We start from the raw sequence: 23782 nt of genomic DNA, 5'->3' as shown, positions 1-23782 counted from the left end.
AGATTTATTTAAAAAACATTTGACAAATGACTTGTTAACTTGGTAGGATGTCGTGTTTGTAGTGTCGTCAAAAGAAGCATGAAAGTTCGAGCTTCTGTTCGCCGGATGTGCGACAAATGCCGCGTGATTCGTCGTCGCGGTCGCGTAATGGTTATCTGCGAAAACCCCAAGCATAAACAGCGTCAGGGTTAAGCAAGCCGCCAGGTCAGCCCCGCCTTCGGGGAGTAGCCTGGATTGAACGCAAAACTCAAGAGGTGTGCCCACTGTGTGTCCTAATCTCACGTAAGGAATTGGCAGTGCTCGGCATTCCCCGTCCAAATGGACATGTTTAGTGTGAATTAAGCAGATTTAGGGAGAACGAGTGTGGCGCGGATTGCTGGTGTAGACCTGCCTCGCGATAAGCGAGTGGAAATTGGTCTGACATATATTTACGGAATTGGCTTGACTCGCTCCAAGGAAGTGCTGGCGAAGACTGGGATTAATCCCGATACTCGCGTCAAGGAACTCAGCGATGCTGAAGTTGCTGCACTTCGGGAAGCGGTTGAAGGTGGCTACCAGATCGAAGGGGATCTACGCCGCTGGGAAGCCATGAACATCAAGCGTCTCATGGACATCGGAACCTATCGGGGCCGCCGTCATCGTCTTGGATTGCCGGTGCGTGGGCAACGGACGCGCACCAATGCTCGGACTCGCCGAGGCGGTCGTCGTACCGTTGCTGGTAAGAAGAAGGCACCGAAGAAGTAATTCCTAATTGGAAAACGTTGTCTAGTTTAGTCGCTTGAAAAATGGCAAAACCAAATCGTAGAACTGGTGCGCGCAAGGTTAAGAAGAATATTCCAACCGGTGTAGCGCATATTCAGTCCACCTTCAATAACACGATCGTAACAATTTCAGATACCCAAGGAGAAACCGTTTCCTGGGCATCCGCTGGTTCCAGTGGTTTTAAAGGCGCTAAAAAGGGAACCCCTTTTGCAGCGCAGACTGCGGCGGAAAATGCAGCCCGTCGAGCAATTGATTGTGGGATGCGGCAGATTGAAGTGATGGTAAGCGGCCCTGGCTCCGGTCGGGAAACCGCGATTCGGGCACTTCAGGGCGCTGGTTTAGAAATCACCCTGATCCGTGACGTAACGCCCATTCCTCACAATGGTTGTCGTCCTCCGAAGCGTCGTCGCGTGTAACCTTGTGTGGATTGTCGCTCAGAGCGTGCTGAGAACCCAGTTGATTAATTGTGTGACACGCAAGTTTGTCAAGCTAATTTCTCAGAGCGCGTCTAGTATAAATTCACGTTTTGTTTGGAGCGTTCAGCTCTACTTGCCTCCCAAAGCAGTTTCAAAGGAAGGGTCTCCGTGGCACAGTTTCAGGTTGAGTGTGTAGAAACCAGCACTGACAAAGATCAGAGTCAATATAGTCGGTTTATCTTAGAACCCCTTGAGCGTGGTCAGGGTTCGACGGTCGGCAACGCATTGCGTCGGGTATTGCTTTCCAACTTGGAAGGGGCGGCCATTATCGCAGTGCGCATTGCTGGTGTCAGCCATGAGTTTTCGACAATTCCTGGGGTTCGAGAGGATGTTTTGGACATTCTTCTCAATATGAAGAAGGTTGTTCTGAAAACCTACTCGGCTCAACCCCAGATTGGGCGTTTGTTAGTGCAGGGTCCGGCAACTGTAACCGCTGGCCATTTTGATTTACCCTCCGAAGTCGAAATCGTTTCTCCCGATCAGTACATTGCCACCGTTGCTCCAGGGCATACGTTGGAAATGGAGTTCCGGATTGAGCGAGGGAAAGGCTACCGTGGGGTCGATCGGATTCGTGATGAAGCAGTGTCCTTGGATTTTCTCCAACTGGATTCTGTGTTTATGCCCGTTCGTAAGGTCAACTACACCGTAGAAGATGCACGGGCTGGCGGTGCGATCGATCGAGATCGGCTAGTTATGGAAGTCTGGACAAATGGAAGTTTGACTCCCCAGGAAGCCCTGAGCCAAGCCGCGAATATCCTAGTTGATCTCTTCAATCCCTTGAAGGATGTCAACTTTGAAGCTGTTGAGACCGATATTGATGCGGATGAGCATCCCGAAAGCCAGATTCCGATCGAAGAATTGCAGCTTTCTGTTCGTGCTTATAACTGCTTGAAACGGGCTCAAATAAACTCGGTGGCGGATCTCTTGGACTATACCCAAGAAGATCTGTTGGAGATCAAAAACTTTGGGGCCAAGTCTGCTGAAGAGGTTGTGGAAGCGCTCCAGGAACGCCTAGGAATCACCCTTCCCAAGGAAAAATCCTCTAAGTCTAGTAGCTAGAGTTAGGTTGGCGTTAGGCTTGATCATCGGTCAAGTCTTTTTGCTGCAATGTTGTTCTGTAGTCGATTAGGTTGAGACAATGCGTCACCGTTGTAAGGTTCCCCAATTGGGAAGACCAGCGGATCAGCGCAAGGCACTATTGCGTGCCCTGACGACTGAACTGATTCGTAACGGTCGGATCACGACCACCAAAGCCCGCGCCCAAGCTGTTCGCTCTGAAGCTGAACATATGATTACGCTGGCCAAGGATGGTTCCTTAGCTGCCCGTCGGCAAGCTTTGGGCTATATGTATGACAAGCAGCTTGTTCATGCTCTGTTTGAGCAAGCGGGTGAGCGCTATGGTAACCGGAATGGTGGTTACACTCGCATTCTGCGAACGGTCTCCCGTCGGGGAGACAATGCTCAGATGGCGATCATTGAGCTGGTTTAATTCAGCACATCCAACGTCATGGTGAAGGTTGCTGCTGATCTGGAGAACCAACGAGTTGCCCTTGTGGTGCAATACCTGGGAACTCATTTCTACGGTTGGCAGCGCCAGCTTAACCAACGAACGGTGCAGGAAGAGTTAGAAACGGCGATCGCGGCTGTTCTCTCCCAAAAGCGGGTGGTTATCCATGCCGCAGGAAGAACGGATACTGGTGTTCATGCCGCTGCTCAGGTCGTGCATTTTGATGCCCAAACCTATATTCCTGCCCATCGGTGGATGGGAATTCTCAATCGTCGATTGCCTGCTGATATTGTCATCCGTGCGGCTGTTCCCGTTCCAGCCACCTGGCATGCTCGATTCTCGGCGACCTATCGACGCTACCGTTATACCTTATATACGGCCTCCCGTCCCAATCTGTTTGTTGCACCGTTGGCTTGGCATTACTACCATGAGCCTCTGGATCATGAGCGGATTCAGAAAGCTTTGGATCCCTTAGTCGGTCGTCACCACTTATCTGCGTTTCACCGCGCAGGGTCTAAGCGGCCCCACTCCTGGGTGGATGTACAGGAAGCTTTTTGCAAGCGCCAAGGGGATTTTTTGACCATTGAAGTGCAGGCTAGTGGCTTTCTGTATGGCATGATGCGTCTCCTGGTGGGGCTGCTCGTGCAGGTGGGACGAGGCGATCGCACACCAGAGGAATTCACGGAATTGTGGATGTCGGAACGCCGCGAGGATGTGAAATACGCCGCTCCGCCCCAAGGTTTGTGTTTACTTCGTGTGGGTTATGACGACAATCCTTTCCCGCCAGAAGCCTGGTTTGATACACAGCCGCAGTTGGTTTTGCCGCCTGAAAAACCAGATGTTTGGATGAGCTAATCGTTTCGTACGAGCTAACAGGTATTCACTGTTTTGAAATCCTAGAGCAATGGAAAAGACCTATCTCCCCTCTCAAGATGTTGAGCGCAACTGGTACGTCGTGGATGCGGCGGATCAGCGCCTGGGTCGCCTCGCTAGCGAAGTGGCACGGGTTCTGCGCGGTAAAAACAAGCCCAACTACACGCCTTCGATGGATGTGGGTGATTTTGTAATTGTGATTAACGCTGAGAAAATCGCTGTAACGGGTAAGAAGCGCTCTCAGAAGCTCTATCGTCGCCACTCCGGTCGTCCCGGTGGGATGAAGGTAGAAACCTTTGAAAAGCTGCAAAATCGCTTGCCTGAGCGGATTATTGAAAAAGCGGTCAAGGGAATGCTGCCGAAAACGTCCTTGGGTCGCCAGTTGTTTACCAAATTAAAGGTATACGCCGGAGCCGATCATCCCCATGCGGCTCAAAAGCCTGAAGTGCTGACGATCAACACGATTCCTGGAGGAGAAGGTTAAGCCATGGCAGAACAAGATCGCGCAATGTATCAAGGAACCGGTCGTCGTAAGTCGGCGATCGCTCGGGTGCGGATCGTTCCCGGTAGTGGCCAAATTGTCATCAATGGCAAGCCCGGTGAAGAATATCTGCAAGGCAACCCCGACTACCTCGCAGCGGCTAAAGCGCCTCTGGAAACCCTAGGTCTGGAAAATGACTACGATGTGTTGGTCAACGCCCATGGTGGTGGTTTGACGGGCCAAGCTGATGCCATCAAAATGGGTGCGGCTCGGGCTCTGTGTCAATTGGATCCGGAAAACCGTTCTCCTTTGAAGAAAGAAGGGTTGCTGACCCGTGATCCTCGGGCGAAGGAACGTCGTAAGTACGGTCTGCGCAAAGCTCGGAAAGCGCCTCAGTACTCCAAGCGTTAATTTTGGGTGGATGGAGGTGCATTCTTCGGAAGGCACCTTTGTCTTTACAGGTTGTTTGGGATTGGAGCCGTTGGTTGTAGCTTGCTTAATTCCAGAAGCAAGATAGATCCCAGAAACGAAATCGAAGTGTCAAAATAGTTTGTAGAAGATTGGAGCGATCGCAATGCCGAAGCCTGGAATTCATCCCCAATGGCACGCCGAAGCCAAAGTAGTTTGTAACGGCGAAGAAGTCATGGTTGTGGGTTCAACCAAGCCCAACATGAACGTTGATGTTTGGTCTGGAAACCACCCCTTCTTTACTGGAACCCAAAAGATTATCGATACCGAAGGTCGGGTTGATCGGTTCATGCGGAAATATGGCATGAAGCAAAAATAGCTTTGAGCCTGAGTTTAGGAAGTCTCGTCCTCTCCTTGGGGGCGAGATTTCTGTGTTTATAGAGCCCTTTGGCAAGTCACTCAGCGGCCAATCTCTGTGGCCAATCTACGCGATGACGATCGAACTGTTGCCCCTAATGCCTCAGGATGCGGATCTTATTTGGGAAATGCTGATGTATGCAGCCCATGAACCGTCGATCGCCGCTGTGCAGCAGCAAGCTTGCCTAGTAAGGTATGGGGCAGATTGGGGGCGATCGGGCGATTTGGGAATAGTCGCGATCGAGCAAGGCCAAGCGATCGGGGCTGCTTGGTTGCGGTTAGGGTCGCCCAGTGATCCGGGGTTTGGCTGGATCGCTGAGGGAATCCCCGAATTGGCGATGGGAGTACATCCCGATCGACGTAATCAAGGGATTGGCACCCAACTTCTGGCAAAATTACTGGAGATGGCTCGCAACAGGTATCCCGCGATTTGCCTCAATGTTCGAGCAGAGAATCCCGCAATTCGGCTCTATCAACGGTTTGGTTTTGTACGAGTGGAAGGCAGTGACGTGATTAATCGAGTCGGAGGAGTTTCCTTCAATATGATCTGCGACTTGGCCCATCCTGGAACTCAGTATCCTGTGACCGCAATGCCTGGGAAGCGATAGATGGCGGGGTTGTGAAAGGCCCCCATTGTTCCCCGATCGCTGCTTTTTGGCCGCATCGATTCTGCGGTAGGCAGAATGCATTGTTCCGTTCAGATTTATCAGATTGATGAGGATGACTCGCCATGGCTGAAGCGTATTTACTCGAAAAACTCAATTCCGTTGAACAGACATTTAATGAACTGACTCGCCGTTTGGCGGATCCTGATATTGCTGTAGATCCTAACGAGTTCCAGCGGGTGGCAAAAACCCGATCGTCCTTGGAAGAAACGGTGACGGCCTACGATGACTGGAAAAAAGCCCAGGACGATTTGGCGGGTGCCCAGCAAATTCTCAAGGAGTCAGCCGGGGATCCAGAACTTCAGGAAATGGCCAGTCTGGAAGTGCAGGAATTGAAGGATACGATCGCGGATCTAGAAAATCGCCTCAAGATTTTGCTGCTGCCGAAGGATCCCAACGATGAGAAAAACATCATGTTGGAAATTCGCGCAGGCACTGGCGGGGACGAAGCCAGTATCTGGGCGGGCGACCTATTGCGGATGTATACCTACTACGCCCAGTCCCAAGGCTGGAAGGCCAAGCTGTTGAGTGAGTCGCTGGGAGATGCGGGCGGCTTCAAGGAAGTGGTGGTGGAAATCCAGGGCGATCGGGTTTACAGCAAACTGAAGTACGAGGCGGGGGTGCATCGGGTGCAGCGGGTGCCTGCGACGGAGGCTTCGGGACGGGTGCATACGTCCACAGCAACAGTGGCGATTATGCCGGAAGTAGATGATGTGGAAATTCACATTGATCCGAAGGATATTGAAATGAAGACGGCCCGATCGGGCGGTGCCGGTGGGCAGAACGTGAACAAAGTGGAAACGGCGGCAGACCTGTTCCACAAACCGACGGGAATTCGGATTTTCTGTACGGAAGAACGATCGCAGCTACAAAACAAAGAACGGGCGATGCAAATTTTGCGGGCCAAGCTCTATGAAATGAAGTTGCAAGAGCAACAGGATGCTATTTCCTCGGCGCGGCGATCGCAGGTGGGAACGGGGGCACGATCGGAAAAGATTCGCACCTACAACTACAAAGACAACCGCGTCACCGATCACCGTTTGAATCAGAATTTCCCGCTTGCTTCATCCTTAGATGGGGATATTGAAACGATCATTCAAACCTGCATTTCCCGCGATCAGCAGGATCAGTTAGAAGCGCTGGCAGCGGAAACGGAAGAAGCTGCCGTGGGCTAGTCATTGGGTAGGCGAAAGATTCAAGTCGAGTAGATTTGAGATTTAGGTGATGGGCGCTGGAGTCTCTCAGTTGGGAGGCTTCAGCGTTTTTTGCTGGTAAGGCTGATTCTGGCAGTACTCTAAATTTCCGGCAAAAAACAATTGGTCAATACGATCGCGACTTCTGGAAAGTGCATGGGAGCGATCGTGTTTTGGGCTGAATATCAATGACCCAATATTCTGGAATCTTGGCCTTGGTGTAAAAGGTCTATGTCTCAGTCCTCAATATTTGATCATAATTTGATCATAAAAAAGGTGAGCCTGAAATTAGCTCACCTCGAAATTATCTACTTCATCACGAATCTAATTCGCTACAGGATTCCCACTGGCTAAATTAGCTCTGGATTAGCTGGTTATTAGCCTTTCTTTTCAGGCATCATGCACTTGTCGCTGTCACATCCGGCGGGGCCTTCCGCAACGACTTCACCGGAATCGTACTTCGCTAGCGCTGCATAGAAGTTATCCGTCTTGCGCCGCGCGATAACGTCCGCTGACAGTTGCAAGTAGGTCGCCCGATCGATCTTCTCAAAGGGCAGACGGGGGAACGGTGCATCAAAACGGGCTAACAGCGCTGCACTCATGTAACCGTCATTGGTTTCCACTGCGTTGTAAATTGCATTGGACAATGCATCAATTTCGTCTTCCCGCAGTTCGATCGTTGCACTGGTGTTATGGGCGGTGTAGTATTTCTGCACTTGCATGTAGAAATCAAACTGCGCCGTTGCCGAAAATTGCTCGATCGCGACTTCATCGGCACCGGGAATGTTTGCCCAGGGCACTTCCACCGGAATTTCCACCAGCCATTCTGTACAACGCGGATCGAACGGATCGTTCAGCAAGTTACCTTCATCGTCTTTATCCGATTGGGACGGCACAATGTTGTAACCATAGTCCAAGCAAGCTAAGGCGACGGGGTCATTTTTCCGGAAGGTAATGCGACGGATGAACCGCTGGGCTTTGGGGGGGTGCCAACCGGACGATGCACCCGTGAGCAAGCTCTTGGTGCCTGCGGGTTGTACCGTCGTGCAACGGTTGGGGCGATGCAAAACATGACGATCGCAGTACTCCCCAACAACCCGATGGACGATCGCCTTCCAACGGCTGAGATATTCCTGTTCCTTGGCTTTGAATTCCAAGCCCTTCACGGTATCTGGCCGCCCTTCTGCCCACCAGTTCAGCCATTCCGTCCCAAAGGCGTTCACAAAGAAGTCGAACAGACCCGTGAACGAAACCCCTACGATCGGATCAAGTTCCCGCGATCGACGATAGCGAGGCTCAGTGAATTTGTGATGCAATAGCGCTGCAACGGTCAAAGCCCCTGCTGTAAAGGCATCTTCCTGTTCTTGAAGATTGTGCGGATCGATTTGATTCAAATGCACTTCCGCCAAATTACAGTGGAAATCTTCACCTAAAATTTCTCCGCAGGGATTTAAACCATAGCGGCCAAGGCGATGTTCTAGTTCGTCCTGGGGCATATTTGGTGCAAGTTTGAGCAGAAAGGCTGCACCTTGATCCGATTCATAGGCAGTGATGAATTTAAGCTGTTGCTCACGGGTTGGCAGTAAGTCTGCATTCGATCGCGCGATCGCCTCTGGAGCGTACTGAATTGCCCCTTCCCCGGAATAGAACTGCTTGCGGACTGCGTCTTCAACTTCTTGTTTGGTTGGTTTGCGATGGTATACACGGGTGTGATTGGCCATCCGTAGCGCATCCCGTTCCGGATCAATGCGCCAATTGCCATCTTCGCCCTGTTGCCAGAGGTTATCTTTAGCCATCGCGAAAGCGTGATCTTCACTGTTGCCTTGACGCATCCCCGCGCTGTTGTGGGTTAGATAGCCATCGCAATAGAAACAATGTGCTTCTTCCACTTCAATGTCATAGGTTTGAACATGGTCATAACTACCCAAACCTTTGACTGTGACAGGAATGTCGAGATTGACATCTGCTTCTGCAACATAACGCTCATAGTTGGCATCCACAGAACGATTGCCCTGGAAGCCCATTTCCCGCATTTCACTGTAAGAATAGACCTCACGCATGACTTTACCAGGAACGGTAAATCCATACATTTTCAAGCCTTGATGAATTGCACCTTTGATGGAGTGGGGTGCAATCAAAGCATTGTATTGCGACTTGAACGCAGGCAAAGTGAGCGTGTATTTGACCTGCCAAGTTTCATTTTTGGGATGCACAAGTTTCATCCGACCTGCAATCCCTAAACTGGAAAGCACGGCACCCACTTGACGAACAAAGCTACGGTAGACCGAAGTGAGCAAGTGAGGCGGACGACCCTGAGCGCTACCATCACTGTCCATCAAGCCTGCCAGATAGGCCGATCGCACATCGATCGAACCCTGCAAAATAAAGCTAGGAACAGTCAGAGTAACATTCGGTTGCTTGATGAAAGCATGGAAATATTCAGCAAGCCGAATGGAAGAACAAACGGATTTCAGCGTATTTTCGCCATTCACTTTGCCATGGGTCGCAGTTAGACCAAACTGGGCTAAGGCTCGATCGAGCTTAGCTTGAATGGCGGCAGATTGTTCTGGTTCCAAACCATTCATGGCCCATTCAACGCGACCATAAGGTTTGCCATGTTTGTTTGTCCCAAGCGCAACATATCCGTCGCCATGGGTCAACCCAATCAACCACGCCACATCAGCAGTGAGTACAGGAATCGTGATGGGTTTCGCAGTACGACTCTGTTCAGGTCGATCGCTGGTAAAGTCCGCAGGAAGATGCGTCACAGACCCCGAGAGAATTTGGGTGCTGTGCATCAGCCGATCGCCGGGTTCCAGGCTTGCCACAGATTTCCAAACGATTTCTCCTGTGGCGCTTGCGAGTACGGCTTGGCGGTGATTCAGCGTGGCTCGCGGGGTGGTTGCGTTGGTCTGAATTTCGTAGACATCCTGCATACCTTGGTCAAATTTATCTACAACCCGCTGAAATCCCAGCGGAGTTTGTACCCGATCACCAATCTGGATATCTTTGATGGGGATGAGACCGCGATCGGTATGCACAAGAGCATCTTCCGGTAAACAGCGACGAATATTGCCCGCAACGACACAGGCAGCGGCTTCGTCGATGAGCAAACAGCATTCCACGGGGGTTAATTGTCGCCCGATCGCCTTGTTTAAAATCTGAGCACAGCGATCGTACAAGCTAGGCAGCTTAATCGGATTCGCCACGCCACCAAAGCCCTTCAGTTTCTCCCCAGCAGGCCGGACATTGCCCAAATCGATCGTGACTTCCACGTCGCCAGTGAAGCGATCGTCCGTGGAAAGTTCCAACAATCCTTGGTAGGAGTCCACCCAACCCCGGCGGCTATCGCCAACCACGATCGTGACTTGGTTGCCGTTGAGGGTAATTACGGTTTTCTGTTGGCGCTCATCGGCTGAAACAGTGCCAATACCCCAACCTAATTTCACGGTTAAACGGTTGCGGATGGCCGGTAAGCGATCGGTGTACTTCGGTTCCAGAATTGCGCCTGTCCCGCAGCCCATCATGGCCAAATCCATCATCAGCCCAAAGGCTGGCCAGTCGATCACATTTGTAGATGTGCAATTGTAGGCTCCAGAGAAATTTTCCTGCCGCCTGATCCACTCGGTTCCGCCTACCCACAGCCAGCGCCCCGAGGGCAGGCATTTAAGCTGTTGCTGCATCCGATCGACGATCGCCGTTTCTTCGGGTGTGAATCGACCCAGTTCGACCAGCCCCTGAAGGGTACGGGTGGTGACCTCTGCCCAAGACTCGCGACGAGTTTCGCTGAGTTTGCGGCTGTAGGTGCGATAAAACACGGGGTTGGCAGCGGGGGCAGACGCCGGGAATTGCCCGTTCAACTGTACTGATGCATCTACTCCAGCATCTACGTCACCCAGACTGCTTTGAGGTCTGGAGCGCTCAATGTCTTGAACCATGTGGGGACTCCTGAGGACAGATCAATATAGTAGTACAAATGCTTGGTGATTCCCAGCAATACACTACCGATAGTGTGAAGGTTGATATGGGAACCCAATATAGCCTAATGTTCCTCAGATTGTGTAGTCATTTTTTGAGTTCCTGAGGAGACTTATGGTCACAATCGAGACGAGGGCCAAAATGTCAGGATTTCTTAATGCTTAAACCTGGTGCACTGTCTGAAGCATGCTATGAATCATAAGTTTTTAATTACTTTTCTTGGGAGCCAGTCTTTTTTCTTTGATGGGATTGCTACAGTAACAACAAAGACAGTTGCATCAAATAATACATAATCTTGCATCTGGAGTTCCTATGAAATCAACGATCGCAGTTGCTACCTGTCTCTTCACTTATTTGGGGTTTCCTCAGCTCCACCCGATTGCCCAAGCCCAACTTCCTGATCCAGGACTCAACAATCCTGTGACTCAGCCCACAGCCCGTCAACTGCTGGTTTTGCAATCTTCTGGTTTGCAGGTTGCCTTGCCGAGCTATGTCCCAGAAGGCTTCCGCCTCAAGCAAATATTGGCTACGACTCAAAGATCCTCCCGGCTAGGAGGTTATACCTACACGGTTCTGTATGAAAAAGTAACTAATACCCAGATTCAATGTTTCGCGATCGAAGCGACTTCTGGCGGCATTGGTGATTTGCCCCAGTCCAAAATAGCCAGCTATCCCATTAATACGAAAGCGTCCCAGTTTAGCGAGGGTCGCTTAGAGGTCGATCGATACGGTAAATCGGCTACGCCAACGCTGCTATCCAGTTGGTTGAGCGATCGTACCGTCGTTGCGCCTGCTGCTTTCTACCGCTTCACAGGTGCAGGGGTCATTCCAGAACTCGACCAGTGCAGTAACTTGTCGCCCCAAGAGGCCATTGCGGTGATAGAGTCACTACGGTATGTTCCGGTTTTTAATCCTGTAACTTCATGACCTTGGCCCCTTGGCGATCGCCCCTAGCCCGCGCCCTCCACCGAAATCGTTCCCAACTGGAAAGCCGCTATGCCCAATTGGCCACAGTCCGGCCCGATGGCAAACCCGCCAATCGAACGATCGTCTTTCGAGGATTTTGGGGCGAAACCAATCAACTCAAGTTTGTCACCGATGCCCGCAGCGAAAAAGTTCAGCATTACCAGCATTCTCGATGGGCGGAATTGTGTTGGTATTTCCCAAAAACCCGTGAGCAATTCAGGATTTTAGGGGAGTTGCAATTGGTAACGGCAACGGAACCTGACCTCACATTACAAATGGCCCGATCGCAGGCTTGGCAAGACCTGTCCGATCGGGCAAGGGCACAATTTGCTTGGCCAACGCCGGCTCAGCCCCGAGCGACCCAAGCCCTGTTGACCACCGATGATGTCTTGGATCTTACGCAACCCCTCGTCTCCTTTTGTCTCCTGTTGCTGGATCCCACAGGGGTTGATCACTTGGAATTGCGAGGTGATCCGCAAAACCGTTGGATTTACGATCGCCCCGCTAATTCTCCATGGCAAGTGCAGGCAGTTAATCCGTAAACGGTGCATCCAGCAGTGGCCTGCGGTCTTCTTTATTTCTTGGCATGGGAGTATCTGATGCTTCTCGTAATTTGTGTCATCTTCAAGTTGTCTGGATCGACGTGATGGCAAGATGCATCATGTTTATTTGTGCAAATCACCGCCCAACCAAAGTCATCAATGCCCATGAAGGCATAGCCCGATTTCCGTTTCAAGAAATAACCTTTCAGATCGCGGGTGCCTGGTTTAATTGCTACCTGAGAACCAATCACTTCCAAAGTGCGCAAGCGATCGGGGGGTACACGATGAATGGTTGGATCTGCGCTATTGGCTTGGATCACGGCCCAACCAAAAGCATCATTCATTTCCAGCAGTTCGTACTCGATCGTGGCATCTAGCAAGTCTCCTCGATGATTGCGCGTTTCATTCTCAATCCGAATCGTTTGTTGCAACATATATTGCTCCTTTCCTGTCAAGAAATTTATGAATCGTGGAATCAAGTAAACTCATCAATCTCTACTAGTTAGCTGTAGCTGTCCCAAAGCTCACACCAGATATCACTGAACTGATTTCATCGATCGCTTGAAAATGATTTCAATGAAATCCATTACGAGAATCAAAAAAGAATTTTCTTTATCAGCTAGATGGAATAGAAAACAACTCAATCCGTCAATATCTGAAACAAAAGTTGAAATGACAAAAATATCAGAAAATCAACTTTCTGAGAAATTTGAAAAAGATTGAACTGACAGTAAATTGCTCACCCGAGTCCGATGACAGAATTGTCTGAGTAAGATCACTGTCTAGATAACATTACTAGCTCAATGGAGAATTCAATTTAAGAACGTTATTACCAAGCCGGGGAAATTGTCCTGCAAGCTCTCTCAAGGCAAAATCCAGCACTACAATCTACACTAAAATCTCTAGCTAAAACCTTACAGCTAAACTTGAACTCCCCACTCCTGCTTCCCTGCGATCTATGTCTGAGTTATTACCTGTCAAGCTAGAAAGATCAATGGGATATTTAGCTACCACTTCAATCTGGATCCTAGCACTTTAATTTTGAGGGCTTGTCATAAGTTCATGAATATTGACGATCGAGGGGCCGATCGACTAGACGATCGAAAATCGGCAAGAGATGACTCTCACCGATCGTTAAATGTGCGATCTTCTCGGTTTTATGGCGTGATTAATTAAGGAACCTTGTAGGGAAATCCTACGCTCCTACTAAATTCCAGCACCATCTAGAAACTCATTAATAACTTTGTCCCGAAGTTGGCAGCAAGGTTGCTCGGACGCTTCCTCCCCAGACAAATCAGTTAAATCAGTTAACTCCTGCATGTCTGACCCTTCTGCGGCAGGCATGGCATAGCATTCCGCCAGAGTTTGCCGACTTTGGAGGGATTGTAGTTGTTGTTCCAGAGCTTCAATCCGATCGACCAAAGCCCGAATGACCTGCGCTTCCGAGTCCGGCAAACGGTTGTGATCCAACGGCTCGACCCGTTCACCTGCCCGATACACCACCCGTCCCGGAACCCCCACGACGGTGCAATCCGATGGGACATCCCGTAGTACTACGGATCCAGCTCCAATCCGCACATTATTCCCAATCTGAATGTTGCCGAGAACCTTCGCCCCCGTGCCGACTACGACATTTTCTCCCAGGGTTGGGTGACGTTTTCCACTTTGTTTCCCGGTTCCGCCTAGGGTCACGCCTTGGTAGATGAGGGCGTAATCCCCCACGATCGCCGTTTCGCCAATCACCACACCCATGCCGTGATCGATAAATACCCCACGCCCGATCGTGGCTCCAGGGTGAATTTCAATCCCAGTCACAAAGCGAGCGATGTGGGAAATGAGGCGTGGAATAAAGGGCAGCCCTAACCGATGGAGTGCATGGGCAATCCGATGGAAAAACAGCGCCTGCAACCCAGGATAACAAAATAGAACTTCGACCCAGTTGCGAGCGGCTGGATCCCGCTCAAAAATAATTGTAAAGTCTTCAACCAGGGTTTTCAGCACGGAGCGCACCTCTATCGGCAAGAACACCAATTCTTATCTTAACGGTGTCTGTGGTGAGAAGGAATCGGTAGTCCGATCTGCCTCAGGGTTAAAACCGAACCGTCCTAGATCCCAATACTGAATGGACTGAGAATCCACCAGAGATGCCACTACCCAAAAACGCAACAAAACACGACAATAAAGTTCACAGGGCTAAATTAATCTAGGGGCAAATTATCTAGGGCTAGGTTGAGCCAGGCTGGGGCCAAGTTAAGCTAGGGCCAAGTAAACGCCGATTCGCCTGACAAACCCCAGATTAACGATTGCCCAACTGTGATAACCCGTGCCCAACTACGATAACCAAGGTGTGAAGGTGCAATATGTTTCTGACAGAACTTTCTCCATTAATGAAGGAATTAACTCAGCAGCCGATTGCTTTCATGGGCGGTTTTGTTTCAGGTTTGCTGAAGCTTAATTTGAATGATGATCCCATTAAAAGTTGGTTGGTGAAGCAGGGGATTGATCCAACAACGACGGTGCCAACTAGTGCGTCCTCCACTGGGCCACAATCCATTTCGATTGATTAATCGAGTTCCCCGTCGAGTCTATATCTGCTGAGTTAGGGGTTGGCTCGATCTCTGGCCGTTCGATCGGGTCTGTCGGTGGTTGATTTGGAGGATGTCCTGCCAACTTCCCGATCGGCTATCTCAGCCACTATTAAGAATTTGCAACTTAAAGCCTCTTTTCTTTACGAATAGAAGCAATTCCAAAAGCTGTTACAAAAATTAGCTAGAAATTCCACTAATTTTGTAACGGTGTTGTCTACTGGCAAGAAAATTAAGCGCTACGATCTTGAATCTATTCCTTAAGATAGACTGACTTCTCTTCCTTTGATATGGAGTTTCCTGCCTAACTGGAATTCAGTGCTTCTGAGGCAGATCCCAGGAAAGGAAGGTAAAAGACAAAATCAGGGCTAGTAGAAAGATCGGTCTGTCGTGGGAAATTGTGCTCTTGCTGATGAATGGCTGAAATATCGCTTGATTGTTGCCTACTGGATGATGTTCTAGAAGTTCAATCTCAACGAATTTCTAGCTCAATGAATTTCTCGAGGTAGCATCAGTGCTGTGACGGATCTTCCCCAGCAGGTTTCTTGCCTCCCTAAATGATTCCTTGAAACCTTGCAGTTTAAAGGCTTGTAACTTTGAAGATTTGCAAACAGGAGAGAGGGCTTGGGCGGCAAGCAGCAACGTTACTCGTTCGGAAGTTCAAGCCCATGACTATTTACGTTGGAAATCTCTCCTACAAAGCAACTGAGGATGACTTAAAAGAGGTTTTTGGAGAATATGGTGCAATTAAGCGCATTGTAGTCCCCACCGATCGGGAGACAGGTCGGGTACGAGGCTTTGCCTTTGTGGAGTTGGCCGAGGCTGCCCATGAGGATAATGCCATCAGCGAGTTAGATGGCGCTGAGTGGATGGGGCGTCAGTTGCGGTTGAATAAAGCCAAGCCCAAGGAATAGCAAGTCTTTAATCAGCAGTCGTCCACAATGGTGTAGATCTCTAAGCGCAATCGCTTAGGGAGTTCGATCGTCCGGTTCGGCTCCTGCAACGCCAATCACTTCACGAACCCGATAGATGGGACGATCTTGGGATTCGTGGTAAGTTCGCATTCCCAATTCCGCCAAAAGGCCGAAACTAAACAGTTGTAACCCACTAATCAACAGCAATACCGTCAGCGTCAACAGCGGACGTTGGCCAATATCTTCTCCAAAGACAATTTTCACATAAGCTAGGTAGAAGCCTAAAAGCACACCCAAGACCAATGCAATCAGGCCAAACAGCCCAAAGACGTGCATTGGTCGGGTCAGAAACTTGCGCATAAAGGAAATGGTGAGCAAGTCCATCACCACTCGGAAGGTGCGATCGAGGCCATATTTACTCCGACCATAGCGGCGGGCATGGTGCCGCACGGGAACTTCGGTAATTCGTGCCCCTTCGATAAAGGCGAGGGCGGGCAAAAAGCGATGCAGTTCGCCGTATAGATTCAAGTCTGCTACCAGTTCCGATCGGTAGGCTTTAAGGGAGCAACCGTAGTCGTGGAGTTTGACCCCCGTCACTTGACCGATGAGCCAATTGGCAATTCTAGAGGGAATTACACGGGTCAGTGCTTTGTCTTGCCGATCCTTGCGCCAACCGCTGACGAGGTCATAGCCTTCGTTCAACTTGTTCCACAGCATGGGAATATCCGCTGGGTCATTTTGCAAATCCCCATCTAGCGTAATCACGACCTTCCCCTGGGCGTATTTGAACCCCGCCGCGATCGCGGCAGTTTGCCCATAGTTGCGCCGGAGAAGGACAACCCGTAGATGGGGGCGATCGGCAGCTTGCTGTTTTAAAATCCGATCTGATCCATCCTGGGAGCCGTCATCAACACAAATCACTTCATGGTTGAGTCCACTTTCGACTAAACTCTGGCCGATCGCATCGAGCAAAAACGGTAAGCTTTCTGCTTCGTTGTAAATCGGCACAACGATCGACAATTCGGGACGTGATTCAGGGATAGCCAATGGATTGGAGGGAAGGGGCGCAGATTCTTGAACAGGGGACATGACCATGACAGCCTTCGGGAGATGGGAAATAGGCAAGATTAATCGTCAGTGTTAACAGTAACCGTTAATGGGATGGCGATCTAGTCTACTCTAGGGAAAGTCTCAGACTTCAGAGATGCTGGGGAAACGCCCGCGATCACAAGGGTTGGTGGTAGGGCCAAGTTGTACGGTTGTGCCGTCTATAATTTTCTGTAAATGGTTTGTTACTTGAATTTGTTACTTTAAATTGGTTATTACCTTCTGGATTTACCAAGGAGACTGTGTGTGAGTAAGGCTGGTTGGCCCGGAAAACCCTCAAAACTCTCTTCGTCTTCCTTTGATGATGATTTGCCAGAAGCGACTAGGGAAACATTAACCAGTCAGCCCAAAAAAGGCTTAACGCCGTTGATGGGCATCGCTGGGTTGGCGATCGTCGCGGCGATCGGGGGAGCTGGCTGGTGGGCAGTCTCTCGTAACCCGACCTCAGATCCTCCTGCATCCAGTTCGACCGCTAACAATACCAATCCCGCAGGTGCTCCAGCAGGAACTGTCCTGAACCACTACCCCTATCCCGAATCTCCCGCAGCGGAATTGGAACCAATTACGGCAGATGGGGGGCTGAAGCTGCGCAAGGCCGCTGCCCAGGCTTATAAAGAGATGACTGCTGCTGCCCAAGCTGAAGGCATTAGCTTAATGCCATTGTCTGCCTTTCGATCGATCTCGGAACAAGAACAGGTCTTTCTCTCCTTGAAGCAGCAACGGATCCAAACAGCGGAACAGCGGGCAGCCGTTAGTGCGCCTCCCGGCTACAGTGAGCATCACACGGGCTATGCGATCGACATTGGAGATGGTAATGTTCCGGCGACGAACTTAAGTCCTGAGTTTGAGCAAACAGCGGCCTTCAAATGGTTGCAAGCCAATGCACCGCGCTACAACTTTGAACTGTCATTTCCCAAAAATAATAAGCAGGGGGTGTCCTATGAACCCTGGCATTGGCGGTTTGTTGGCGATCGGCAAAGTTTAGAAACGTTCTTTAAAGCCCGAGGTCAACAACCGGAGAGTTCAGGGACGGCTACTTCCCCAGATTCCTCTGCTACGCCGCAATCGGATAGTTCATCGGAGAGTAGTCCACCGGAGAGCTCCCCAGAGATGCCCTAGCTTGGTTCTCTTGGGCGATCTGCGTTTCAGCCCTGTCTGGCATTTGTATTATTTGCAGAATTTTAGAGCGCGGAATTTTAGAGCAATGAATCAACTGTCCCTAAATTTGGTGGCGATCGCGGTGTTTTTGATGACCTTAACAACGCTGTTAGGGCCATTGCTGCATATTTCGCCAGCGGTGCCTGCGATCGCGATTTTTGGGATGATGGCGATCGGGACGCTGGATGCCTTTAGCTTTCAGGGGCAGGGGCAGAATGTGCTGTTGGATTGGATTGCAGGCTTTTCCCCGGCTCACCGTGAACGGATTATTCGCCATGAGGCGGGCCATTTCCTGGTGGCGCAACAGTTGGGCATTCCCGTCACAGACTATTCCCTCACCGCGTGGGAGGCTTTGCGGAAAGGCTTTGCGGGGCAAGGCGGTATTCAGTTTGATACCCAGGAGTTAGACCAGCAACTGCAACAGGGCAAGCTATCAGCCCAGTGGCTCGATCGTTTCTGCACGGTTTGGATGGCAGGCATCGCAGCGGAAAAATTGCAGTATGGTAGCGCTGAGGGCGGATCGGACGATCGGCTCAAGCTACGGGCTGTGTTGAATCACCTCAAATTTTCCGATGGGGAAGCGGAGCAAAAAGAACGATTCTGTATTCTCCGGGCGAAAACGCTGTTGGAAGAAAACTCAGCAGCTTACGATGCCCTGGTGGAAGCATTAACCCGCCGAGACTCTGTAGCGGATTGCCAATCAGTTTTAGCCACCTATGTGAAATCTACGACTGTGAAATCTACGACTGTGAAATCTACGACGATTACCCAGTCAGCTTAATCTAAGTCTTTATTGCGATCGAGAGAGTCACGGGGGGCTGGAGACTCTTCACATTGGGAGCCTGTAGGAGAGACTTGATCGATCAACGCTTCCCCAGACTGACTTTGCAGAATGACCAAAGGTTCAATATCGTCTGTGGTGGCTGGAGATTGCTCTAGTGAATTCTTGTCTGTGGTTGGGGATTGATCTGTCGTAGCTTTCTGGAATCTCCTGGGCACGATCGAAAATTCTGCTTCTGTCCATTGATCTAAAATATCTTTAACCACAATTTCATGGATCCAAACTTGGCCGACAACGGTTAAGGGTAAGGCCAGCAATAGCCCCAGAAAACCGAAAAATGTTGCGAAGAAAAACTGTGATAACAACGTCACTGCAGGAATGAGAGAAACCTGTTGAGCCATGACATAGGGCGTCAGGACATTGGTTTCCAACTGCTGCACCGCAAAGTACAGAAGCAAGACAGCTACAGACTTCCAGGGTGCATCCAGCAACGCGATCGCCATGGGCGGTACCACACTGATGGCAGGCCCAATGTTGGGAATGAACGTGAGCAAGCCCGCCAAAATCCCGTTGGCGAAGGGTAAGGGAATGTGCAGAATCCACAAACCCAAACCACTAAAGCCCCCAATCACCGCCATATTGAACAGAATTCCGACCAGCCAGCCCCGCAGGGACTCTTCACACTTGAGCAAAATATCGTTGATGCGGCGACGGTAAAAGGAGGGGAAACACCGGACAAAGACCCGGCGGTATTGGTCAGGATCCACCAAAAACATGATGGCAAGAATCACGACCAGCAAAATATTTAAGAGGGCTCCCAACGTGCCTGAAAAGAACGTAAAAGAACTGCCAAGTAAGCGATTGGCGAGGGGTTGGAGTTGAGGAATCAGACTATCGACATCGGGTAGCGAGGATTGCAGGAAAGGCGGCGCAAAGCTGCGGGCATCGTCTAACCAGGTGTTGACGCGATCGAGCCCTTTAGGAAAGAGGGTGGTCAGTTGCTGAAATTGATCGGCAAAGGGCGGAATAATTAGCCAAACCGACAGGAGCAGAAGGCCGAAGATCCCCACGATCGACAAAATTAACGAAGGCGCTCGTTTAATGCCCAGTTTTTGAATTTGTCGAGCGGCGGTATTCAGCGCAGAGGCGAGTACCACCGCCGCAAAAATCAGCATCAATACATTGCGAATTTGCCAGAGAATAAATAGCGCAATGCCTAAGGCCAAAAGACCGACCCAATGTCCTAACTCCATCACTCCTCTCTCCTGCTGACTCGATTCAACTACCGATGATTTGACTGCCGATGATTTGACTACCGATGATTTGCTTGCCTATGGATTTGATTGGGTCGATCGATCTGATTGCAGAGACCGATCGGGGGCTGTTTGCGATCTAAAGGCTAAAAATCCCGCTACAACGACGGTGGGTAGGAGCACTGCAATGAGAGCATTCATCGGTGTGGGAGCGATGGTGATGCTAGGTGCAATGTATTTTATCCCTAGGGTAATGACGATGGACGCGGCCAAAACCTTAAGTACAGTCCCAAAATGATTCATAAAACGTGGGTTTGATAAGACTGGAGCGAAGATAGAATACTATCTCCTCAAAATCCTGGAAGAAACGTCTTTATTGTCTCCAATAATGCCCGGTTAGCGCTCCCTAATTTTTGTTTAGGCGAGATTGGACGGATTTTGATTTTCGTTGCAACTCCAACATGCTCGCTTTTGCCCATAGCTTGTGTTCCTACAGTTTCTACCCCCTATGGTTTCTGTAAGTTATCTACGATCGCCCCATGCTATTCGTGAACAAGCCCATCGTCTGCTGGAATTGGGATTGGCCGATCGCTTGTACCATTTTCAAGTGGATCTGACGCGCTTGGATGCGGTGGCAGATTCTGTGATTGAAACCATGCAGCGGGATTATCCTGATGGCAATATTCCCTTCCATAGCCGTTGGCGACATTTTCCTGCCGAGCGGGTTGCCCAGGCGTTACAGGGATTGGAGCCTTTAGAGCGAGCCAAGGCACAGTTTGATCTCGTCATTCCCAGTGTGTTGTTGGATGCGGGGGCGGGCGGAGCTTGGCACTATCGCGATGGGGAAGGTCGGATCTGGCAGCGCTCGGAAGGTCTAGCCGTAGCCAGTTTAGACTTGTTCTGCCAGGGTAAATTTTCGCAAACGGGCGACTTAACCACCGATGCCTTGGGTCTGACCCAACTTTCCCTCAACGACCTAGCGGCAGGATTGCAAGTGAGCGAAACCAATCCGATCGTAGGGTTGGAGGGGCGCTGGCAAATTCTGCAAAAGTTGGGTCATCTCCTGGCGCGATCGCCGCAGTGTTTCGGCTCCGATCGACCTCGTTTAGGGAATCTTGTGGATTACTTCCATCACCAAGCGATCGAGCAATCTCTCTCGGCGGTAACGATTTTCCAAACCCTGCTGGAATCACTCAGTGATCTGTGGCCGGAACGCTGTGTACTGGAGGGACAGAATCTGGGAGATGTGTGGGCCTATACGCCTAGGGGGGCATTGGCTAACGATCGAACGGAGGTGGCTCCTTTGCTCGTTCCCCTTCATAAACTCTCCCAGTGGTTGACCTATTCCTTACTGGAACCCCTGATGGAACTGGGTTTGCAGATGATCGATTTGGATCAACTGACCGGCTTGGCTGAATATCGCAATGGAGGACTGTGCTTGGATTTAGGACTTTTGCGCTTGAAGCAAGCCCAGGATGCCCAGCGAACCCATGCCGTGGTGTCGGCGTTGGTGGTGGAGTGGCGGGCTTTGACGATCGCCCTCTTAGATCTGATGGCCGATCGCATTCGCCAGAAGTTACAAAAAACCGTTGTTGAACTCCCCCTGGCTAAAATCCTGCAAGGCGGTACCTGGAGCGCTGGACGGACGATCGCACAAACCCGACGACCCGATGGCAGCCCACCAATTTTGATTGAAAGTGATGGAACAGTATTCTAGAAATGGCGATCGTTTGTTATAGTAATAAACGTGCAATGCGGCGGCATGGCCAAGTGGTAAGGCAGGGGACTGCAAATCCCTTACCCCCAGTTCGAATCTGGGTGCCGCCTTTTTAAAAAAATTGCTTCATTGATGCAAGCGTTTGGCTATTGAGAGTCTTGTTAGAGTCCGTTGTCCATCGACTTGGTTAAAATACCCTGTTTGAACAGAGTGAATTTGACCTTCTATGTCACGCTCTATTTATGGATAGTGACTCTCTGAGCAATATGGGCGCTGAACAATTTTCCTCAACTGCTTCTTCTGCAACTTCCGCTTCCTCTGGATTAGAACAGTCTTGCCTGCTTTCGCCTCCTATGCCGCCTGCGGATTTGCTCGCAGGGTGTCCTCCCCTCAAGTTGGGGGTTATGGCGTCGGGCAGTGGCAGTAACTTTGCGGCGATCGCCCAAGCCATTGCGGCAGGCATCCTCAACGCCCAAGTGCAAGTTCTGATTTACAACAATCCTGAGGCCAAGGTTGCAGCACGGGCAGAGGCGTTGAAAACACCAGCGGTATTGTTGAACCACCGAGACTACACCAGTCGGGAAGATTTGGATGCCGCGATCGTAGAGACCCTACAAACCTATGACGTGGATTGGGTCATTATGGCGGGCTGGATGCGTATTGTGACACCTGTCTTGATCCAAGCCTTCCCCAATCGCATTTTGAATATCCACCCCAGTCTTTTGCCCAGTTTCAAAGGCGGGCACGCGGTGGAACAAGCCTTGCGATCGGGGGTGAAAATTGCGGGTTGCACTGTGCATTACGTGGTGCCAGAGGTGGATAGTGGTGCAATTTTGATGCAAGCTGCTGTGCCCATTCTGCCCGAGGACACGATCTCAACCCTACAAGCTCGGATCCAAATTCAAGAACACCAAATCTATCCGGCGGCGATCTCCTTGGCAGCCGCTCGAGAGTTTATGGGAAACTCCTGACATAGCCGACAAATTTTATCGATGCTTGATGGGTTTTGCGCAAATCATCTCCGTAATTTTACGAAAAGTATCTTCCTTGGGGGAGATGTGTGTTCAATTTGAGTCAGGCAATATATACTCAGATTGAGAAGCTAATTGTCTAGCACAAGGGCAGTCCGAACCGGGTAGGGACTGCTTTTTTATTGTTAATTTTTCTCTGGTGAATTATTTTTTGAATGCAGCATAGCACTGCTGTACTTTAAAGTACTCCCCATAAAGTACTCCCCAGTGGCCCCCTCTGCCTGTTCCTCAGTGTCCACCGGTTGTTCTGTGTCGGGCGTCTTTTCCTCTGGGATTGTTGAGATGAGCGTTATTTTTTGTTTGATTACTTTGTTGGCGTTGCAGAAATAGCCTCTGGCACAATGGCTAGGTATCCTCTTGTGACTTCCTCGAACTAGAATGTCTGCCTCTCCTGAGTCCTCTCGAGATCGATCGCAGGATCAGCTTCTGATAGCCCGGATTGCTCAACGGGATCCTACGGCGCTGTCTCAACTGTATGATGCCTATGCTCGCATTATTTATTCCGTTGCCTATCGTAGTTTAGGTTCCGTTGAGGAAAGCGAAGAAGTGGTGCTCGATGTGTTTGCCCAGGTCTGGAAAACGGCAGAGCGCTACGATAGTCAAAAAGGGCGGGTAGATGCTTGGTTATTTATGATGGCGCGGAGTCGGGTGCTCGATCGCCTGCGTAAAACCCAGCGGTTGGGTAAGGTGGAAGATGCCACGATGCAAGCGGAGCGATCGGCCCCAAAAAGTACCCATGATCCGATCGAGCAAGTTGCCGTTAAGGAACGTCGTCAGCAAGTTTTTGCCGCTTTAGCCCAATTACCTCCAGAACAGCGGCAGGTTATTGAGTTAGCTTATTACAATGGACTCAGTCACAGTGAAATTGCAACCGTAACGAATTTGTCCCTTGGAACGGTTAAAACGCGCATTCGGTTGGGGCTGAGTAAATTACGAATCCTTCTGGGTTCCTGGGAAACTTCATGAGG

Annotated in this window: 27 protein-coding genes and 1 tRNA gene; 22 read left to right on the top strand and 6 right to left on the bottom strand. The window is 50.4% G+C overall.

Features of this window, described 5'->3' with window-relative positions; translation table 11 throughout:
• Nucleotides 1–78 precede the first annotated feature (78 nt).
• The 11 genes from rpmJ to prfA all read left to right on the top strand — a co-directional run bounded on the left by rpmJ (nucleotide 79) and on the right by prfA (nucleotide 6764).
• Nucleotides 79–192, top strand: coding sequence for a 50S ribosomal protein L36 (rpmJ, locus tag ACN4EG_RS01925; RefSeq protein WP_190570599.1), 114 nt, complete (start codon nucleotides 79–81; stop codon nucleotides 190–192).
• A 171-nt stretch (nucleotides 193–363) separates the two neighbouring features.
• Complete coding sequence (gene rpsM / locus ACN4EG_RS01920; RefSeq protein WP_190570601.1) at nucleotides 364–744, top strand: 30S ribosomal protein S13; 381 nt, start codon at nucleotides 364–366, stop codon at nucleotides 742–744.
• Nucleotides 745–785: 41 nt separating this feature from the next.
• Complete coding sequence (gene rpsK / locus ACN4EG_RS01915) at nucleotides 786–1178, top strand: 30S ribosomal protein S11 (protein ID WP_190570603.1); 393 nt, start codon at nucleotides 786–788, stop codon at nucleotides 1176–1178.
• A gap of 168 nt (nucleotides 1179–1346) precedes the next feature.
• Nucleotides 1347–2297, top strand: a complete 951-nt coding sequence (locus ACN4EG_RS01910; RefSeq protein ID WP_431627463.1) for a DNA-directed RNA polymerase subunit alpha — start codon at nucleotides 1347–1349, stop codon at nucleotides 2295–2297.
• Between the two features lie 79 nt (nucleotides 2298–2376).
• Entirely contained in the window at nucleotides 2377–2727 is a 351-nt protein-coding gene (rplQ, locus tag ACN4EG_RS01905; protein WP_190570607.1) for a 50S ribosomal protein L17, read from the top strand.
• 18 nt (nucleotides 2728–2745) lie between these two features.
• Nucleotides 2746–3600: a tRNA pseudouridine(38-40) synthase TruA gene (truA, locus tag ACN4EG_RS01900; protein WP_431627462.1), complete on the top strand. Its 855-nt coding sequence runs from the start codon at nucleotides 2746–2748 to the stop codon at nucleotides 3598–3600.
• Between the two features lie 49 nt (nucleotides 3601–3649).
• Entirely contained in the window at nucleotides 3650–4102 is a 453-nt protein-coding gene (gene rplM / locus ACN4EG_RS01895; RefSeq protein WP_431627461.1) for a 50S ribosomal protein L13, read from the top strand.
• Between the two features lie 3 nt (nucleotides 4103–4105).
• Nucleotides 4106–4510 carry a 30S ribosomal protein S9 gene (rpsI, locus tag ACN4EG_RS01890; protein WP_190570612.1) on the top strand — a complete coding sequence of 135 codons (405 nt, stop codon included), beginning with the start codon at nucleotides 4106–4108 and terminating at the stop codon, nucleotides 4508–4510.
• 163 nt (nucleotides 4511–4673) lie between these two features.
• Nucleotides 4674–4886, top strand: coding sequence for a 50S ribosomal protein L31 (gene rpmE, locus ACN4EG_RS01885; protein ID WP_190570614.1), 213 nt, complete (start codon nucleotides 4674–4676; stop codon nucleotides 4884–4886).
• Nucleotides 4887–4938: 52 nt separating this feature from the next.
• Nucleotides 4939–5532 (top strand): GNAT family N-acetyltransferase, encoded by a 594-nt coding sequence (locus ACN4EG_RS01880; protein WP_431627460.1) that lies wholly within the window; start codon nucleotides 4939–4941, stop codon nucleotides 5530–5532.
• 122 nt (nucleotides 5533–5654) lie between these two features.
• The gene (gene prfA, locus ACN4EG_RS01875; protein WP_431627459.1) at nucleotides 5655–6764 is read left to right on the top strand and encodes a peptide chain release factor 1; all 1110 of its coding nucleotides are present in this window, start codon (nucleotides 5655–5657) and stop codon (nucleotides 6762–6764) included.
• A gap of 395 nt (nucleotides 6765–7159) precedes the next feature.
• Here the strand turns inward: prfA and nrdJ are convergent, their stop codons facing one another.
• Nucleotides 7160–10720, bottom strand: a complete 3561-nt coding sequence (nrdJ, locus tag ACN4EG_RS01870; RefSeq protein ID WP_431627458.1) for a ribonucleoside-triphosphate reductase, adenosylcobalamin-dependent — start codon at nucleotides 10718–10720, stop codon at nucleotides 7160–7162.
• A gap of 352 nt (nucleotides 10721–11072) precedes the next feature.
• Between nrdJ and ACN4EG_RS01865 the strand changes: the two genes are divergently transcribed.
• Nucleotides 11073–11687, top strand: a complete 615-nt coding sequence (locus ACN4EG_RS01865; protein WP_431627457.1) for a hypothetical protein — start codon at nucleotides 11073–11075, stop codon at nucleotides 11685–11687.
• Nucleotides 11684–12268: an Npun_F5749 family FMN-dependent PPOX-type flavoprotein gene (locus ACN4EG_RS01860; protein WP_431627456.1), complete on the top strand. Its 585-nt coding sequence runs from the start codon at nucleotides 11684–11686 to the stop codon at nucleotides 12266–12268. Before ACN4EG_RS01865 ends, ACN4EG_RS01860 begins: the two co-directional genes overlap by 4 nt.
• Before the next feature lie 32 nt (nucleotides 12269–12300).
• On the opposite strand, the gene ACN4EG_RS01855 is transcribed toward ACN4EG_RS01860, so the two are convergent.
• Both ACN4EG_RS01855 and cysE read right to left on the bottom strand, forming a co-directional pair.
• The gene (locus tag ACN4EG_RS01855; RefSeq protein WP_431627455.1) at nucleotides 12301–12702 is read right to left on the bottom strand and encodes a hypothetical protein; all 402 of its coding nucleotides are present in this window, start codon (nucleotides 12700–12702) and stop codon (nucleotides 12301–12303) included.
• A 772-nt stretch (nucleotides 12703–13474) separates the two neighbouring features.
• The gene (gene cysE, locus ACN4EG_RS01850; RefSeq protein ID WP_431627454.1) at nucleotides 13475–14269 is read right to left on the bottom strand and encodes a serine O-acetyltransferase; all 795 of its coding nucleotides are present in this window, start codon (nucleotides 14267–14269) and stop codon (nucleotides 13475–13477) included.
• Between the two features lie 359 nt (nucleotides 14270–14628).
• On the opposite strand from cysE, the gene ACN4EG_RS01845 reads away from it, so the two are divergent.
• From ACN4EG_RS01845 to ACN4EG_RS01835, 3 genes are all read left to right on the top strand, one after another.
• The gene (locus tag ACN4EG_RS01845; RefSeq protein WP_431627453.1) at nucleotides 14629–14835 is read left to right on the top strand and encodes a hypothetical protein; all 207 of its coding nucleotides are present in this window, start codon (nucleotides 14629–14631) and stop codon (nucleotides 14833–14835) included.
• Between the two features lie 39 nt (nucleotides 14836–14874).
• Nucleotides 14875–15006 (top strand): hypothetical protein, encoded by a 132-nt coding sequence (locus ACN4EG_RS01840; protein WP_431627452.1) that lies wholly within the window; start codon nucleotides 14875–14877, stop codon nucleotides 15004–15006.
• Between the two features lie 515 nt (nucleotides 15007–15521).
• The gene (locus ACN4EG_RS01835; RefSeq protein ID WP_431627451.1) at nucleotides 15522–15767 is read left to right on the top strand and encodes an RNA recognition motif domain-containing protein; all 246 of its coding nucleotides are present in this window, start codon (nucleotides 15522–15524) and stop codon (nucleotides 15765–15767) included.
• 54 nt (nucleotides 15768–15821) lie between these two features.
• Here ACN4EG_RS01835 and ACN4EG_RS01830 read toward each other — a convergent pair whose 3' ends face one another.
• Complete coding sequence (locus tag ACN4EG_RS01830; protein WP_431627450.1) at nucleotides 15822–16856, bottom strand: glycosyltransferase family 2 protein; 1035 nt, start codon at nucleotides 16854–16856, stop codon at nucleotides 15822–15824.
• 264 nt (nucleotides 16857–17120) lie between these two features.
• On the opposite strand from ACN4EG_RS01830, the gene ACN4EG_RS01825 reads away from it, so the two are divergent.
• Both ACN4EG_RS01825 and ACN4EG_RS01820 read left to right on the top strand, forming a co-directional pair.
• Entirely contained in the window at nucleotides 17121–17993 is an 873-nt protein-coding gene (locus ACN4EG_RS01825) for a M15 family metallopeptidase (RefSeq protein ID WP_431627449.1), read from the top strand.
• 85 nt (nucleotides 17994–18078) lie between these two features.
• Nucleotides 18079–18813 carry an ATP-dependent Zn protease gene (locus ACN4EG_RS01820; RefSeq protein ID WP_431627448.1) on the top strand — a complete coding sequence of 245 codons (735 nt, stop codon included), beginning with the start codon at nucleotides 18079–18081 and terminating at the stop codon, nucleotides 18811–18813.
• Here the strand turns inward: ACN4EG_RS01820 and ACN4EG_RS01815 are convergent.
• Together ACN4EG_RS01815 and ACN4EG_RS01810 are read right to left on the bottom strand one after the other, a co-directional pair.
• Nucleotides 18810–20066, bottom strand: coding sequence for an AI-2E family transporter (locus tag ACN4EG_RS01815; protein ID WP_431627447.1), 1257 nt, complete (start codon nucleotides 20064–20066; stop codon nucleotides 18810–18812). The two genes, ACN4EG_RS01820 and ACN4EG_RS01815, sit on opposite strands and share 4 nt — an antisense overlap.
• 78 nt (nucleotides 20067–20144) lie before the next feature.
• Nucleotides 20145–20369: a hypothetical protein gene (locus ACN4EG_RS01810; RefSeq protein WP_431627446.1), complete on the bottom strand. Its 225-nt coding sequence runs from the start codon at nucleotides 20367–20369 to the stop codon at nucleotides 20145–20147.
• Between the two features lie 205 nt (nucleotides 20370–20574).
• Here ACN4EG_RS01810 and ACN4EG_RS01805 point away from each other — a divergent pair, with 205 nt between their 5' ends.
• The 4 genes from ACN4EG_RS01805 to ACN4EG_RS01790 all read left to right on the top strand — a co-directional run bounded on the left by ACN4EG_RS01805 (nucleotide 20575) and on the right by ACN4EG_RS01790 (nucleotide 23780).
• Nucleotides 20575–21783 (top strand): DUF1688 family protein, encoded by a 1209-nt coding sequence (locus tag ACN4EG_RS01805; protein ID WP_431627445.1) that lies wholly within the window; start codon nucleotides 20575–20577, stop codon nucleotides 21781–21783.
• Nucleotides 21784–21822: 39 nt separating this feature from the next.
• Nucleotides 21823–21893, top strand: a tRNA-Cys gene (locus ACN4EG_RS01800).
• 132 nt (nucleotides 21894–22025) lie between these two features.
• Nucleotides 22026–22754 (top strand): phosphoribosylglycinamide formyltransferase, encoded by a 729-nt coding sequence (gene purN / locus ACN4EG_RS01795; protein WP_431627444.1) that lies wholly within the window; start codon nucleotides 22026–22028, stop codon nucleotides 22752–22754.
• A gap of 438 nt (nucleotides 22755–23192) precedes the next feature.
• On the top strand, nucleotides 23193–23780 hold the full coding sequence (locus ACN4EG_RS01790; RefSeq protein ID WP_431627443.1) for a sigma-70 family RNA polymerase sigma factor: 588 nt from the start codon (nucleotides 23193–23195) through the stop codon (nucleotides 23778–23780).
• Nucleotides 23781–23782: the final 2 nt, after the last annotated feature.

The sequence above is a fragment of the Alkalinema pantanalense CENA528 genome, assembly GCF_050753345.1.
GTDB classification, from domain to species: domain Bacteria; phylum Cyanobacteriota; class Cyanobacteriia; order Leptolyngbyales; family Leptolyngbyaceae; genus Alkalinema; species Alkalinema pantanalense.
The sequence above is the reverse complement of the archived record's forward strand: the minus strand, read 5'-3'. Positions and strand labels throughout refer to the sequence as shown.

Excerpts from the sequence above, each read along its gene's own strand:
- rpmE (WP_190570614.1), top strand. The coding sequence starts at position 4,674 with ATGCCGAAGCCTGGAATTCATCCCCAATGGCACGCCGAAGCCAAAGTA.
- rpsK (WP_190570603.1), top strand. The coding sequence starts at position 786 with ATGGCAAAACCAAATCGTAGAACTGGTGCGCGCAAGGTTAAGAAGAAT.
- prfA (WP_431627459.1), top strand. The coding sequence starts at position 5,655 with ATGGCTGAAGCGTATTTACTCGAAAAACTCAATTCCGTTGAACAGACA.
- ACN4EG_RS01845 (WP_431627453.1), top strand. The coding sequence starts at position 14,629 with ATGTTTCTGACAGAACTTTCTCCATTAATGAAGGAATTAACTCAGCAG.
- ACN4EG_RS01815 (WP_431627447.1), bottom strand. The coding sequence starts at position 20,066 with ATGGAGTTAGGACATTGGGTCGGTCTTTTGGCCTTAGGCATTGCGCTA.
- ACN4EG_RS01855 (WP_431627455.1), bottom strand. The coding sequence starts at position 12,702 with ATGTTGCAACAAACGATTCGGATTGAGAATGAAACGCGCAATCATCGA.
- ACN4EG_RS01790 (WP_431627443.1), top strand. The coding sequence starts at position 23,193 with ATGTCTGCCTCTCCTGAGTCCTCTCGAGATCGATCGCAGGATCAGCTT.
- truA (WP_431627462.1), top strand. The coding sequence starts at position 2,746 with ATGGTGAAGGTTGCTGCTGATCTGGAGAACCAACGAGTTGCCCTTGTG.
- rplM (WP_431627461.1), top strand. The coding sequence starts at position 3,650 with ATGGAAAAGACCTATCTCCCCTCTCAAGATGTTGAGCGCAACTGGTAC.
- ACN4EG_RS01835 (WP_431627451.1), top strand. The coding sequence starts at position 15,522 with ATGACTATTTACGTTGGAAATCTCTCCTACAAAGCAACTGAGGATGAC.
- ACN4EG_RS01860 (WP_431627456.1), top strand. The coding sequence starts at position 11,684 with ATGACCTTGGCCCCTTGGCGATCGCCCCTAGCCCGCGCCCTCCACCGA.
- rplQ (WP_190570607.1), top strand. The coding sequence starts at position 2,377 with ATGCGTCACCGTTGTAAGGTTCCCCAATTGGGAAGACCAGCGGATCAG.
- ACN4EG_RS01830 (WP_431627450.1), bottom strand. The coding sequence starts at position 16,856 with ATGTCCCCTGTTCAAGAATCTGCGCCCCTTCCCTCCAATCCATTGGCT.
- rpmJ (WP_190570599.1), top strand. The coding sequence starts at position 79 with ATGAAAGTTCGAGCTTCTGTTCGCCGGATGTGCGACAAATGCCGCGTG.
- ACN4EG_RS01865 (WP_431627457.1), top strand. The coding sequence starts at position 11,073 with ATGAAATCAACGATCGCAGTTGCTACCTGTCTCTTCACTTATTTGGGG.
- ACN4EG_RS01810 (WP_431627446.1), bottom strand. The coding sequence starts at position 20,369 with ATGAATCATTTTGGGACTGTACTTAAGGTTTTGGCCGCGTCCATCGTC.
- ACN4EG_RS01820 (WP_431627448.1), top strand. The coding sequence starts at position 18,079 with ATGAATCAACTGTCCCTAAATTTGGTGGCGATCGCGGTGTTTTTGATG.
- ACN4EG_RS01805 (WP_431627445.1), top strand. The coding sequence starts at position 20,575 with ATGGTTTCTGTAAGTTATCTACGATCGCCCCATGCTATTCGTGAACAA.
- nrdJ (WP_431627458.1), bottom strand. The coding sequence starts at position 10,720 with ATGGTTCAAGACATTGAGCGCTCCAGACCTCAAAGCAGTCTGGGTGAC.
- purN (WP_431627444.1), top strand. The coding sequence starts at position 22,026 with ATGGATAGTGACTCTCTGAGCAATATGGGCGCTGAACAATTTTCCTCA.
- rpsI (WP_190570612.1), top strand. The coding sequence starts at position 4,106 with ATGGCAGAACAAGATCGCGCAATGTATCAAGGAACCGGTCGTCGTAAG.